Here is a 12882-nt window from a genome sequence, read left to right on the forward strand (position 1 = left end):
GAAGTCGTGAGGGTCGGCGCTGCGCAGCGTCGAGTGAGCAACAAACATCACGGCGCCGTGAACGGTTCCGGTTAGGGCGACGGATTAACAAATGACACAGACATCTCCTGCTGGGCCGCTATCGGGCCTGCGCGTCATCGAGATGGGCTCGCTGATCGCCGGGCCGTTCTGCGGCCAGGTTCTGGGCGACTTCGGCGCCGAAGTGATCAAGCTGGAGGATCCTGGGACCGGTGATCCGATGCGCCAGTGGGGGCGCTCCAAGCCCAAGGGCCTGTCACCCTGGTGGCCGGTGATCGGCCGCAACAAGAAGTCCGTGACGATCGATCTGCGTACAGATGAAGGCCGCGACATCGCCCGCGCCCTGATCGCCAAGGCCGACGTGGTGGTCGAGAACTTCCGCCCCGGCACGCTGGAGAAGTGGGGCATGGGTTACGAGGCCTTGGCCGCGACCCACCCGGGCCTGGTGATGGCGCGGGTGTCCGGCTTCGGCCAGACGGGTCCGTATTCGAAGCGCGCCGGCTACGCCCTGGTCGGCGAGGCCATGGGCGGCCTGCGCCACATCACCGGCGAGCCCGATCGCAATCCGGCCCGGGCCGGTATCTCGATCGGCGACAGCCTGTCGGGCCTGAACGCGGCTCTGGGGGTGATGATGGCCTTGCACGCCCGCGAGCGGACAGGGAAGGGCCAGGTGGTCGACGCGGCCATCTACGAGAGCGTGCTGACGGTGATGGAGAACCTGATCACCGAGTACGACCTGACCGGCTATGTCCGCGAGCGTTCGGGGGCCGTGCTGCCCGGCATCGCCCCGTCCAACGTCTATCCGACCAAGTCCGGCGAACTGGTGCTGATCGGCGCCAACCAGGACACCCTGTTCAAGCGCCTGTGCGACCTGATGGGTCGGCCTGACCTGGCCGAGGACGTCCGATATCGCGACCACGCCGCGCGGGGCGCCAATCAGGCCGAGCTGGACGCCCGCATCGCCGCCTGGACCCTGGACCAGGACATCGACGCTCTGCTGCCGAAGCTGGAGGCCGCCGGCCTGGCCACGGGCCGGATCTACCGCGCGCCGGACATGATCGAGGACCCGCAGTTCGTGGCCCGCGAGTCGATCGTCACCGTGCCGCATCCAGTGTTCGGCGAGATCAAGATGCAGAACGCCTTCCCGCGGCTGACGGAGACGCCGGGCGGCGTGCGCTGGCCGGGCCCGACGCTGGGCGAGCATACGGATGAAGTGCTGCGCGAGGTGGCTGGGCTGAGCGTAGAGGCGGTGGACGGGCTGCGGGCGCGGAAGGTGATCTAGCTAGAGCGCCTTGCGGAAGTACACCACCCGCTCGGTCTCCTCGAAGCCGATGGCGCGGTGGAAGTCATGGCTCTGGACGTTGTCTTCCAGCGCGTCTGACGCCAGCTCCGTGCAGCCTTGCTCGCGGCCCCAGGCGGCGATCGCCTCGCACAGGGCGCGGGCGACGTCGGCCTTGCGATGTTCGGGCGCGACATAGATCCCTTCGACAAAGGCGACCGGCGAGGTCTCGCAGCCATTGACGTAGTCGTGGCGCAGCGCGGCCTCCGCGAAACCGGCGATCGCGCCGTCCGGCATTTCGGCGACGAAGTTGGCCAGCGCGCCGTCGTCCAGCATGTCCGCCGCTTCCGCACGGTGCTCCGTCGCTGAACCGTCCGGCCACAGATCGGCGCGCAAGGCGGCCCAGGCGTCGAGGTCGGCGGCCTGCGCCCGACGGATGATCACGCCCGGCCCGTCACCCCGGCCACGGCGCGGGCGATCTGGTGGACGTTGTAGGGCTTGCGCACAATCGGGGCGTCGAAGCCCATCGGCGCGGCCTTGTCGGCATAGCCGGTGGCGAACACGAACGGCCGGCCCATGGTGCGCAGGATCTCTGCGACCGGGGCCACCGACTGGCCGTTCAGGTCGGCGTCGAGCACCGCGACGTCGAAGGCCTGCTCGACCATCGACAGGGCCTCGCCCAGTTCGGCGGCGCAGCCGATCACCTCGACCCCGGCGTCCTCCAGGCCCGCCTCCAGCTCCATGGCCAGCAGCAGGGAGTCCTCGACGATCAGCACCTTGAGGCCGGCGATGGCCCCTGGGCGGATGGTCTCGTCGGAGGCGACGACGGTCTCGACAATGCGTTCCGGCGCGGCTTCGACCGGTTCGATCGGCGGGGCGTCGGCCAGGGCCTCGGCCGAGCCCTGGATCATCGCCGTGACGCCGCTGGGGCGATAATTGATATGAGCCGAGCCGCCCAGCTCGCGGCCGGCGACGTCCTCGATCAGGGTCGCGCCGAAGCCCTTGGTCTGGGGCGGATTGGCGGGCGGGCCGCCGGTCTCTAGCCATTCAAGCGCAAAGCCGCCCTCGGGCGTGCGCCGCCAGACGACCTCGACCTTGCCGTTCTCCGACGAGAGCGAGCCGTAGCGCACCGCGTTGACCGCCAGCTCGTGCAGGGCCAGCGACAGGGCCGAGGCCGCGCGCGGGGTCAGGAAGATCTCCGGCCCGTCCCAGCGGGTCTGGGTCGGCGACAGGCCGCCCAGCTCGGCGGCGGCGATCCGCGCCAGGGTCGCGCCGCGCCAGCGGGCGGCGGTCAGCAGGTCGTGAGCCGAGCTCATCGACTTCAGCCGGCCGGCGAAGGTCTTCAGGAACACGTCCAGCGAGGCCGACTTGCGCGCCGACTGGGCCGCCACCGACTGGACGACCGCCAGCAGGTTCTTGATGCGGTGGTCCAGCTCGGCGACCAGGTTCTCGCGCTGCTCCTCCTCGGCCCGGCGCTCGGTGATGTCCTGGACGACGCCGATCAGATAGGCTGGCTGGCCGTCGGGGCCGGGCACGGTGACGCCGGCGCTGTGGTTCCAGACCTCGCGGCCGTCGGCGTCGGTGGCCCGGCGGTACTCGACGTCATAGCGGCCGCCTTCGTCCAGCTGGGCATTGATCGCCTCGCGGGTGCTGTCGCGCTCGTCGGGGTGGATGTAGGCGAACAGCGCCCGACCATCCTCGCCCGGGGCCTCGCCCACGGGGATGTCGGCGATCGCGGCCAGGCGCGGGCTGATCTTGAAGACGTCGCGTTTGATGTCCCACTCGAACTCGCCCAGGCTGGCGGCCGAGATGGCCAGCTTCAGCCGCTCGCTTTCCAGGGTGCGATCCTTGCCAGCGGGCTTCAGGGCCTCGGCGGCAAGTTCGGCCAGGTCCTGCAGCGCCTCCAGATCCTCGGCCGAGGCCGGTCCGCTGGCGCCGGGGCCTTCGACGAGGAGGGCCCCCAGAATGAAGCCTTCGGCGGTGCGAATGGGGACGGCCAGGTCGACCGGCGCCTTGGCCGTGACCACACGGTCGGCCAGGTCGCCGGCGCGCGGGCTCTCGGGGCCGGCATAGCCGATATAGGCGAGGCGCCAGACGCGATCCTGATCAACCAGTGCGATTGCGGCGCGGGGCGCGTCGAACAGTCGGGCCGCCAAGCGCGCAAGCCGCAGAAAACGCGGCTCATTCGTCGCGCCGTCGAGAATATCCAAGGCCTTCAAGGCGTCGAGCCTGGCGGCTTCCTGGCGGTCGTCGGTGACGATGGGGGCGTCCTCCATGATTCGACCTTAGACTCGCTTCGCGCAGGGCGCGAGCGCATTTGGCATAGTCATGTTGGCCGTCGACTTACGGGGGAATCCCCTGTGGTGCAGCTTGTCGACCTTAGGTATCGTGGAACTTCAAGCCAAGCTCGGCGTTGACGAGGCGCAGCTTCCGCGCCCCGGTTGGTCGCGTCGCGAACAGGAGATGTCCATGCCCGCCAATTCCCCCGCCGCCAAGGAAGCCGACAAGGCCAAGTCCGCCACGCTGGAAGCCGTCGAGCACGCCGAGCGCAGCTTCACCGAAGCCGCCAACGCCGCCCGCGTCCAACTGACCGAAGCCGCCAAGCGCGTCGAGAAGTCCCTGGCCGAAGGTTTTGACACCCTGCGCGCCCAGAGCCGCACCTATACCGACACCGCTGGCCAGCAGATCGAAGACGCCCAGCGCTACGCCTCCGAGCGCATCCGTGAGCGTCCGATCACCGCCACCCTGGCCGGTCTCGGCGTTGGCGTGCTGATCGGCCTGCTGCTGTCCGGCGGCCGTAGCAACAACCGGTGATCTTCGAAAAGACCCTCATGACGCTGGCAGCGGCCGCGGCGATCGCCGCCGCCGCCGCGGTCGGTGTCGTGTCCGCCGCCTTCGCCGTCTATGCTGTCCTCGTACCTTTGGTCAGCGCCGCTGGCGCTGCGGCGATCGTCGCGGGTATCGCCGCCCTGATCGTCGCCATCGCCGGCATGATCGCTGCGCGCAAGGTCGAGGGCCATCGCGCCCACAGCCAGGCGCCGCCGCCGGTCGGAGGTTTCGATATCACTGGCCGGATCGTCGACATCGTGCGTGAAAAGCCGATGATGTCGATCGGCATCGGTCTGGCCGCCGGGATCTTCGCCCTGAAGAACCCGACCCTGACCGCGACGGTGGCCAAGGCGTTCCTGGACCCCCGGCCGCCGCCGCCGCGTTGATCCTTCTGGTCAAGACAAGACGCCGCCGGAGCTCCCGGCGGCGTTTTCATGTCCAGCACCTTGAAATCCCAAGAAACCCAAAGTTTCAAAGGGGATTTATCTCTAAAATTTGAGCGAGATCATTGTGCGAAACCCCTCGCGCTTTGGCCTCGGCCGCTCTAGATGCCCTTCGCGTTCCCGCCTCGCGCGGCGACGGCTTCCCAAGGAGAGACCATGTACACGCTGCCGGACCTGCCCTACGCCTACGACGCTCTGGAGCCCACGATCTCCGCCAACACGCTTCGCTTCCACCACGACAAGCACCACGCCGCCTATGTCACGGCCCTGAACGGCCTGCTGAATGGCGACGACAAGGGCTCGCTGGAAGCGGTCATCAAGGACGCCGGCCCGGGCAAGGTGTTCAACAACGCCGCCCAAGCCTGGAATCACGCCTTCTTCTGGGACGGCCTGTCGCCGACCAAGACCGCGCCGGGCGCCGAGCTGGCCGCCGCCATCGAGAGCACCTTCGGCGGCCTGGACGTCCTGAAGGAAAAGTTCGTCGCCGAAGGCATCGGCCACTTCGGTTCGGGCTGGGTGTGGCTGGTCTCGGACGCCTCGGGCGCCCTGAAGATCATCTCGACCCACGATGCCGAGAGCCCGGTCACCCAGGACCTGACGGCCCTGGCCGTCGCCGACGTCTGGGAGCACGCCTACTATCTGGACTACCAGAACCTGCGGAAGGGCTTCCTGGAGGCCGTGTTCGACAACGTCCTGAACTGGACGCTGGCCGACAGCCAGTACGCCGCGGCCAAGTCGGGCCAGCAAGGCTGGGCCTATCCGGCTCCGCAATAGGATCCGCCACACTTCGGACAAGTCTCCGGAACGCCGGTGAGTCGGGCGCGTTGTCTCCAGGCGAGGCTGCTTAAGCTTCGAACCAGACAACGCCCCGGCAGTTCGCCGGGCCTTTTCGGAGAGTCCGATGCTGAATTGGGCCGTTACTTTCCTGGTGATCGCCCTGATCGCCGCCCTGCTGGGTTTCACCAGCGTCGCGGGCACGGCGATCGGGATCGCCAAGATCCTGTTCTATATCTTCCTGATCCTGTTCCTGGTGTCGCTGGTCAGCCATCTGTTCCGCGGACGCGGGGCCAGGTAGCGACCTGACCAGGATGAGACCTGAACGGCGCGGCTTCGACCGCGCCGTTTTCATTTGCGGGGATCAGAGCCGGCGGTCGAAGGCCCAGGTGCGCCAGACCTCGAACTGCCCGCGCTCATAGGCCAGGGCCTTGACCCGTACGCATTCGGGCTCGATCTCGATGACGTTGAAGCCCGGGGCCGCGCCACGCTCGCGCACCGACAGGGTGCCTGAGCCGACCGCCTGGGTCTTGCCGTCGCCGAACGGAATGGCGGTGACGAACGGCAGGTGGATGTGGCCCGACAGGATGACGTCGGCGCCGGCCGCCACGAAGCGGTTGGCCGCATCGACTCCGCCCCGGACCTTGGCGGTCATCGGCCCGCCCAGCACTTCCATCAGGGGGTGGTGGCAGACCACCACGCGCAGATCGCCGGCGGGCGCGGCCTCAAGCTCGCGCACCACGCGGCGGATCTGGCTGCGCGAGACCGCGCCCTTCGACCAGTTCCAGCGGATCTGGGCCACCCGGGCGCTGTTCAGCGAGGCCACGGTGACGCCTGCTCCGCGCCAGGCCGCGCCGTCTTCGTCGCCGAAGCGGTCCTTGAACCGGCCCCAGCCGCGGGTGAACCGCGCCCACAGTTCTCGCGGACCTACGAACGGGGTGTCGTGATTGCCGGGCACGACGATCATCGGGTCGGGCAGGCGCGACAGCCATTCGGCGGCGGCTTCGAACTCGACCAGCTTGCCGTCCAGGGTCAGGTCGCCGGCCGCGACGACCAGGTCCGGCTGGGCTGCAACGATCCACGCCGCCGCCGCCTCCACCGCCTCGCGGTTCTCGCCGCCGAAGTGGATGTCGGAGACCTGAACCAGCTTCATGCGGTCGTCACCGTCGCGTCGCCGGGCAGTTCAGGCGGCACCAGGGCGCGGAAGGCCTTGGGACGGAAGCGGATCGAAACCTCGGGATCGAACCGGGTCGGTTCGCCGTCCAGGATGGCGGGGATGCGACCGCCGGCCCAGACCCGGCCCGTGCGGCACAGGCCGGCATTGACCGACGGGTCCTCGCGCCACTGGCCGCGCGCGGCGTTGAAGCCCAGGCGGAAGACATCCAGGGCGCTGGACGGGTCCAGGGCGGCGGCTTCCAGCGCTCGCTCATCGGCGTCCAGGGCGGTCGAGACCAGCGGGCACATCAGGGTCAGGGCCTCGGCCTTGATCTTGTCGCGGCCGTCCAACTCGAAGCGTAGGCGGCCGGAGAAGGCGCGGCGGAAGGCGCGGCGGGCGCGGGCGATGGCCAGGTCGAAGCGTCCTTCGCGCGCGGCCTCGCGGGCGGTGGCCCACAAGGCCGGGCTGCCCAGGATGGCGGCGACGAAGAACAGGCGTCCGCCGACCTCGCCGCCGGAGATGTCGCGCGCCTCGCCTTCCTCAAGGCAGGCGCGCATGGCGGCTTGCCAGTCACGATCGCCGTAGAGCGCGCGGGGCAGCATGTTCATGGTCCCGCCCGGCAGCGCGGCGATCGGCGGACCGTTGGGGCCGGCCATCTCAGCGGCAGCCCGGGCGGTGCCGTCGCCGGCCAGCACCAAAACCGCGTCCGGCGCGGCGTCGATCGCCTGGCGCAGGCAGTCGCCCAGCTCGCCCGGCTGGGGGGAGTGGACCACGCCGTTGACCCCATGCTCGGCCAGAAGCTGTTCGGCGACCTGCGGCGCGTCGGCAGCGACAGAGCCCGAAGCGGTGTTGACGACGACATCGATGCGTTTCACGGGCGCCCCTTACTTTGAACCCGCCGACGCAACGGCCCGGCCTACGCCATGGTTCCGCTTCGCAGCGGAACCGTCCGCCCCTGCGACCGTTTGCTCGGCAGGGGACAGGACTCGGAACGGAGAGCCACACCATGATGAAGACCGTGATCGCCCTGATGGGCGTCGGCGTGCTGGCCGGGGCGTGCACCACGACCGGCAACACGGAACGTAACGCCGCTGGCGGCGCGGCGCTGGGCGCCCTCGCCGGCGCCGTGATCGGCAACAATGTCGGCAGCGGCAGCGCCAGCACGGGCGCGGCCATCGGCGCGGCCATCGGCGGCACCGCCGGCGCCATCAAGGGCTGCCGTGAAGACGGCGGCTGCGGCGCCAACTCGGCCAACCGTCGCCAATATTACGATGAGCGCGCCGGCCGTTACTACTATTACGACTCCCGCGCGGGTCGCTACTATTGGGAAGACGGCGCTCCGCGCTACTAAGGCAGCGCAAGGCGACGACGCCCATGGAAAGGCGATCGGCTTGGCCGGTCGCCTTTTGTGTGCTCGGTTCCGTGTTCAACGGCTGGTGGAGGGATGGCTATGAAGACGAAGACGATCGTGACCGCGGTGCAGGCGGTAACCCTGGGCGGTGTGGTGCTGGCCCTGGCCGGTTGCGCCAGCTCCGAAGGGCCCTGGCGCACACTGCGCAAGCCCGTGACGGCCGCAGCGCCCAACTGCGTGGCGTTCCAGTCCTCGATCTATTTCGAGCAGGACAGCGCGTCCCTGACGCCGGAGGCGATCCAGGTGCTGGCCAACGCCCGTGACCAGTCGCGCGGCTGCGCGGTGAAATCGGTGCGGGTGGTGGGCCTCGCCGATGCGGTCGGGACCTCAGACGCAAATCTGGCGCTGTCCAAGCGCCGCGCCGACACCGTGTCGTCGAGCCTGGCTCGCCACGGCTTCAGCAAGGTCGATTTCGACAAGGCCGCCGTCGGCGACGCCGGGGCCGTGGCCGCTTCGGGCGCCACCGCCCCGCTGCGCCGTCGCACCGACATCCTGTTCGATCTGGCGGCCAAATAGAGCCACGAAGAAAGGCGGGCCGGTTGACCGGTCCGCCTGAGTTCGCATCAACAAAGGGGGGTGCGAAGGCGGCAGGCTGGCTATCGCCAGCCTCAAGTCGGGGGGGCGTCGCCGCCTTCACGAAGATGGAAACGAGGTAGCGCGCCGGCGGTTCCCGCTTGGCGCGATTTTTTTTGCAAGTTTCTCCGAGAGGTCGTTTCCGGGAACGGCGAGGCATCGGGGACGTTGAAATCTGCAGGCGGCAAGGTTGCTGCCGGGGCAGGGGAGAGACGTCGTGATCCGGACTTATCAGGCCGAGCATGGCGGAATGGTTTTCGAGAAGACGCTGTCACGGCGTCAGAAAAAGATGCGCACGCGGATCATGGCCATGGCCGTGATCGCAACGATCGCAGCGTCGGCCGGCATGGTGCAGGCGATGCACGATCGTTCCGTCTTCGAGCGGGCGTACGCGTCCAACACCTGGGTTCCGTAGGAGGTAGGACATCATGCCCGCCGACATTCATCATCCGCAGACCGCGCCGCAAGGTCGGGGTCCTCGCGTCAACGCCACCCGCGCCCGCCAAGGTCGCTGGGGCAAGCAGATCTTTTGGGTCCTGGTCGTTTCGACCGTGCTGGCCGCGATCGCCCTGTTCGGGGCCTGGAGCTTCCGGGCCAACGACCTGGCCGCGGTCGAGGTCAACAATGGCCCGACGACCTCGGCCGAGGTTCAGGCTTATGACACGCCGCAACAGCCGGCGCGCCAGACGCCCGCCAACTAGCCGGCGGTCTTCGCAAGCCTTCGAAGGGCGGTCTCCTCGCGGAGACCGCCCTTTTTCGTGCCGGCAGTTGCCCAAAGCAAAACGGCCTCCCTTTCGGGAGGCCGTTCCGCTAACCGTGGGATCTCGTTTCGGGAAAGTCGAGATCAGGCCGCCTTGGCCGTGCGGCGCGGATGGAAAAACAGCGCCTGGCCGATCGCCGCCTTCACCGTTTCCGGCTGGAAGGGCTTGGTGATCAGGAAGGTCGGCTCCGGGCGCTCGCCGGTCAGCAGGCGCTCGGGGAAGGCGGTGATGAAGATCACCGGCACGTCCATGCGGCCCAGGATGTCCTTGACCGCATCGATGCCCGACGAGCCGTCGGCCAGCTGGATGTCGGCCAGGACCAGGCCCGGGGTGCGACGCGCGACGGCTTCCACCGCTTCGGTGCGGGTGGCGGCGATGTCGATGACGTCGTGGCCCAGTTCCTTGACCAGGGCTTCGATGTCGGCCGCGATCACCGGTTCGTCCTCAATGATCAGGACTTCGGTGGCCAGTTCGGCGTCGATCTCGGCCTGGGCGTCGGCGATCAGGCGTTCAACCTCGCCGAAGTCGCAATCCAGGATCTGGGCCGCTTCCGACGGGGTGAAGCCCTCGAGCGCGGTCAGCAGGAACGCCTGGCGCGAACGCGGGGCGATGCGCAGCAGACGCTGGGCGGCGTCGTCGCCGCTGCTGGCGGCCTCTTCACGACGCGCCTCGAGCTGAGCGCCCGAGCTGAGCCAGATCGCGTGGAACACGCGATACAGCGCCACGCGGGGCGACAGCTCGCCATCCAGCGAACGCTCGCCGGCGGCCAGCGCCTCCAGGGCGACGCGGACATAGTGATCACCGGTCGTCTGATCGCCGGTGAGGGCGCGAGCGTAGCGGCGGATATAAGGAAGATGCGGCGCCAGCCGAGCTAGAAGACTCATGACCCCTCCCGATGCGGTGTCTTCGAAAAACATACAAACGAACGGCGAAGCTGCGCCGTTCCGTCGAAGGTCGATAACGTCCCCTCGAATGAGCGGTTCCGTCGATTGCCGTTTTTTGACATCTTATGCTCAAGCTTATGGAACCCGGTACGGAAATCCACGTTGTCGTCTGGCGAAGACACATTCGGCCAAAGGGGGCGGATGCCGATGAATTTCGGTGTCGAGGACATGATCGAACACGTACCCATGGAAGACAAACGCAAGAGCGCCGCGGCGCTGGATGAAGCGCGTCTGCGTCAGCAGGCCATCGGCGTGAAGCTGCGCCAGATGTTCGACGAGGTCGTCAACGAGCCGGTGCCGGACGAATTCCTCGATATTCTGCGCAAGGCTGAGCCTCCGGCGGGAGGTCGCTGAGCATGGATGAGAAGCAAGTGGGGCGTTCTGCGCCCGATCCCGTGCGCGACCCCGTGTTCAAGCGCGAGCTGGTCACGCTGATTCCGCATCTGCGCGCCTTCGCCCGCACCCTGACGGGCGACGCCACCGCGGCCGACGATCTGGCGCAGGACGCCATGATGAAGGCCTGGGACGCGCGCGCCTCGTTCCAGCTGGGCACGAACATGAAGGCCTGGACCTTCATGATCCTGCGCAACCAGTTCTATTCGGAAAAGCGCCGCAGCTGGCGTCAGAGCCAGCTGGACCAGGAAGCCGCCGAGCGGACCCTGGTGGCGGTCGACGATCCCGAGGCGCCCGTCGCCCTGGACGAACTTCGCATGGGTCTGGCCATGCTGCCGGCCGAGCAGCGTGAAGCGCTGATCCTGGTCGGGGCGGGCGGCTTCGCCTACGAGGAAGCGGCCGACATCTGCGGATGCGCGGTCGGTACGGTGAAGAGCCGTGTCAGCCGGGCGCGCCGCGCCCTGCAGGCCATCCTCGAAGCGGGCAACTACGACCGTGACGGGGGCGCCGCCGGCGACGCCATGCGGGCGATCCTGGCCGACGCGGAGCGTTTGAGCTCCTTGCGGTGAATGCTCTGGCCGGCCGCGCTGCGCAGGCCGTAACGTCGATCCGAGTCCGTCTGGCCCTCGCGCTCAGTCTGGCCCTCCTTCCGGTGCTCATCCTGGGCGTCATGCAATCGGTCTTCGCCTTCCGGGCGGAGGCCGATTCGCGACGCCAGAGCCTGGAGCTGGCGGCCGGACGCAGCGCCGCCATCGCGCGCGCTCGAATCGAGGCTGCGGGCGTGCTGCTCCAGACCCTGGGCCCCGGCTCGGTGGGGCTGGAGTGCGCCCAGCGTCTGGCGGACGTGCGCGCGCGCCTGCCGGGCTACGCCAACCTGATCCGCTTCGACGCGCGCGGTCGCGTGGCCTGCGCCGCCGCCACCACGCCTTATGACACCGAGCGCGGCACGCGCGCCTGGTTCCAGTCCTTGCGGACCGGGGCTGGGATGGTCGTGGCCGCCGCGCCGGGCGCCGTCTACGCTAACGAGCCGGCCGTGCTGGCCGCCGTCCGCGCCGGTGGGCCGGACGACTTCCAAGGCGCCATGGCCGCGGTTCTGACGCTGTCGGAACTGAAGGTCGAGACCGCTAACCGCTACATGCCCGGCGGGGCCGAGGTGGCCCTGGCCGACTCCACCGGCAAGGTGTTCGCCGCCACCAATCCGGAGGCCTTCGACACGCCGCGGGCCGGTTGGCGCGAGACCGCCAGCCGCAACGGCTCGGTAATCTGGGGCGGGCACGACGCCCACGGCAAGTCGCGCAGCTATTCGGCCGCGCCGCTGGTCGAGGACAATGTCTTCGTCATCCTGTCGGCCCCGGCGCCGGGCATCATGTCCTGGGCGTCGATCAATCCGATCTCGCGCGTGGCCCTGCCGCTGCTGGCCTTCGTGCTGGCGTTGTCGGCCGTGCTCTACGCCGCCGAGCGCGGGGTGATCCGCTGGATCGTCTATCTGCAGCGCGTGGCGGCGATCTATGCCCGCGGCCGCTTCACCGTCCGCCCGCTGCAGGCCGAGCGCGCGCCGCCGGAGATCCGCGAGCTGGCCGCCACCCTGGACGCCATGGCCGGCGCCATCGTTACCCGTGACGCCTCGCTGATGGACAGCCTGGCCGAGAAGGACGCGCTGATGCGCGAGATCCATCACCGGGTAAAGAATAACCTGCAGATCATCACCTCGCTGCTGAACATGCAGCAGCGGGCCCTGGCCGATCCCGCGGCCAAGGCGGCGATGAACGACACCCGCCAGCGCATCACCGCCCTGGCCCAGATCTACCGCGCCCTCTACCAGGGGCCGGATCTGAAGCGCGTCGACCTGCGGCCGTTCCTGGAGGAGCTGACCGCCCAACTGCTGGCCAACGATATGTCGACCTCGCCGCTGGTGCGGACCGAGGTGCATGCCGACCCGCTGGTCATCGATCCCGACCGCCTGGCGCCCATCGCCCTGTTCGCCGTCGAGGCCATCACCAATGCCCAGAAGCACGCCTTCGGACCGCAGGGCGGGGTGCTGATCGTCGGCTTCCATGTGCGCGGCGAAGAGGCCGAGCTGTCGATCAGTGACGATGGTCCGGGCGCAGCCGAGAGCCTGGGCGGCGGGGTCGGTCGCACCCTGATGACCGCTTTCGCCCGCCAGCTGCGCGGCAAGGTGTCGTTCGAAACCCGCGATCCGCGGGGCCTGACTGTGCGGCTTGTGTTCCCGACGCCACAGGCTTGATCGTGGCGTAAAGAAGCCGGAACCGAGCTTCGCCGCTGACGTTCTCTCCGGGCACT

17 protein-coding genes are annotated in these 12882 nt (G+C 68.7%); 12 read left to right on the forward strand and 5 right to left on the reverse strand.

All coding sequences use genetic code 11. The features are described from left to right. The first annotated feature begins 91 nt into the window (after nt 1–91). Nucleotides 92–1300, forward strand: a complete 1209-nt coding sequence (locus tag ABDW31_RS05855; RefSeq protein WP_184715427.1) for a CaiB/BaiF CoA-transferase family protein — start codon at nt 92–94, stop codon at nt 1298–1300. Here the strand turns inward: ABDW31_RS05855 and aac(6') are convergent, their stop codons facing one another. After that, complete coding sequence (gene aac(6') / locus ABDW31_RS05860) at nt 1301–1741, reverse strand: aminoglycoside 6'-N-acetyltransferase (RefSeq protein WP_184715429.1); 441 nt, start codon at nt 1739–1741, stop codon at nt 1301–1303. Beyond that, entirely contained in the window at nt 1738–3573 is a 1836-nt protein-coding gene (locus tag ABDW31_RS05865; protein WP_184715437.1) for an HWE histidine kinase domain-containing protein, read from the reverse strand. Before ABDW31_RS05865 ends, aac(6') begins: the two co-directional genes overlap by 4 nt. 193 nt (nt 3574–3766) lie before the next feature. Here ABDW31_RS05865 and ABDW31_RS05870 point away from each other — a divergent pair, with 193 nt between their 5' ends. The 4 genes from ABDW31_RS05870 to ABDW31_RS05885 all read left to right on the forward strand — a co-directional run bounded on the left by ABDW31_RS05870 (nt 3767) and on the right by ABDW31_RS05885 (nt 5644). Beyond that, nucleotides 3767–4111 (forward strand): hypothetical protein, encoded by a 345-nt coding sequence (locus ABDW31_RS05870; protein ID WP_184715439.1) that lies wholly within the window; start codon nt 3767–3769, stop codon nt 4109–4111. After that, entirely contained in the window at nt 4108–4512 is a 405-nt protein-coding gene (locus ABDW31_RS05875; protein ID WP_184715441.1) for a hypothetical protein, read from the forward strand. The genes ABDW31_RS05870 and ABDW31_RS05875 overlap by 4 nt, the downstream gene beginning before the upstream one ends. A gap of 213 nt (nt 4513–4725) precedes the next feature. Then, nucleotides 4726–5343, forward strand: a complete 618-nt coding sequence (locus ABDW31_RS05880; protein ID WP_184715443.1) for a superoxide dismutase — start codon at nt 4726–4728, stop codon at nt 5341–5343. A 127-nt stretch (nt 5344–5470) separates the two neighbouring features. After that, the gene (locus ABDW31_RS05885; protein ID WP_184715445.1) at nt 5471–5644 is read left to right on the forward strand and encodes a DUF1328 domain-containing protein; all 174 of its coding nucleotides are present in this window, start codon (nt 5471–5473) and stop codon (nt 5642–5644) included. A 63-nt stretch (nt 5645–5707) separates the two neighbouring features. Here the strand turns inward: ABDW31_RS05885 and ABDW31_RS05890 are convergent, their stop codons facing one another. Next, nucleotides 5708–6496 carry a metallophosphoesterase gene (locus ABDW31_RS05890; RefSeq protein ID WP_184715447.1) on the reverse strand — a complete coding sequence of 263 codons (789 nt, stop codon included), beginning with the start codon at nt 6494–6496 and terminating at the stop codon, nt 5708–5710. Further along, nucleotides 6493–7374, reverse strand: a complete 882-nt coding sequence (locus ABDW31_RS05895; RefSeq protein ID WP_184715449.1) for a diacylglycerol kinase family protein — start codon at nt 7372–7374, stop codon at nt 6493–6495. The genes ABDW31_RS05890 and ABDW31_RS05895 overlap by 4 nt, the downstream gene beginning before the upstream one ends. Nucleotides 7375–7505: 131 nt before the next feature. On the opposite strand from ABDW31_RS05895, the gene ABDW31_RS05900 reads away from it, so the two are divergent. The 4 genes from ABDW31_RS05900 (at nt 7506) to ABDW31_RS05915 (ending at nt 9184) form a co-directional block, all read left to right on the forward strand. Then, nucleotides 7506–7850, forward strand: a complete 345-nt coding sequence (locus ABDW31_RS05900) for a glycine zipper domain-containing protein (protein ID WP_184715451.1) — start codon at nt 7506–7508, stop codon at nt 7848–7850. A gap of 99 nt (nt 7851–7949) precedes the next feature. Further along, entirely contained in the window at nt 7950–8426 is a 477-nt protein-coding gene (locus ABDW31_RS05905; RefSeq protein WP_184715453.1) for an OmpA family protein, read from the forward strand. A gap of 274 nt (nt 8427–8700) precedes the next feature. Beyond that, nucleotides 8701–8898 carry a hypothetical protein gene (locus tag ABDW31_RS05910; RefSeq protein WP_184724264.1) on the forward strand — a complete coding sequence of 66 codons (198 nt, stop codon included), beginning with the start codon at nt 8701–8703 and terminating at the stop codon, nt 8896–8898. A gap of 13 nt (nt 8899–8911) precedes the next feature. Then, on the forward strand, nt 8912–9184 hold the full coding sequence (locus ABDW31_RS05915) for a hypothetical protein (RefSeq protein ID WP_184715455.1): 273 nt from the start codon (nt 8912–8914) through the stop codon (nt 9182–9184). Nucleotides 9185–9327: 143 nt separating this feature from the next. On the opposite strand, the gene ABDW31_RS05920 is transcribed toward ABDW31_RS05915, so the two are convergent. Beyond that, on the reverse strand, nt 9328–10128 hold the full coding sequence (locus ABDW31_RS05920; RefSeq protein WP_184715457.1) for a response regulator: 801 nt from the start codon (nt 10126–10128) through the stop codon (nt 9328–9330). 228 nt (nt 10129–10356) lie between these two features. Here ABDW31_RS05920 and ABDW31_RS05925 point away from each other — a divergent pair, with 228 nt between their 5' ends. From ABDW31_RS05925 to ABDW31_RS05935, 3 genes are all read left to right on the forward strand, one after another. After that, nucleotides 10357–10542: a NepR family anti-sigma factor gene (locus ABDW31_RS05925; RefSeq protein ID WP_081612907.1), complete on the forward strand. Its 186-nt coding sequence runs from the start codon at nt 10357–10359 to the stop codon at nt 10540–10542. Between the two features lie 2 nt (nt 10543–10544). After that, nucleotides 10545–11150 carry a sigma-70 family RNA polymerase sigma factor gene (locus ABDW31_RS05930; protein WP_184715459.1) on the forward strand — a complete coding sequence of 202 codons (606 nt, stop codon included), beginning with the start codon at nt 10545–10547 and terminating at the stop codon, nt 11148–11150. A gap of 101 nt (nt 11151–11251) precedes the next feature. Next, entirely contained in the window at nt 11252–12826 is a 1575-nt protein-coding gene (locus ABDW31_RS05935) for a sensor histidine kinase (protein ID WP_343698443.1), read from the forward strand. Nucleotides 12827–12882 lie beyond the last annotated feature (56 nt).

The sequence above is a fragment of the Caulobacter sp. genome, assembly GCF_039596335.1.
Lineage (GTDB): Bacteria > Pseudomonadota > Alphaproteobacteria > Caulobacterales > Caulobacteraceae > Caulobacter.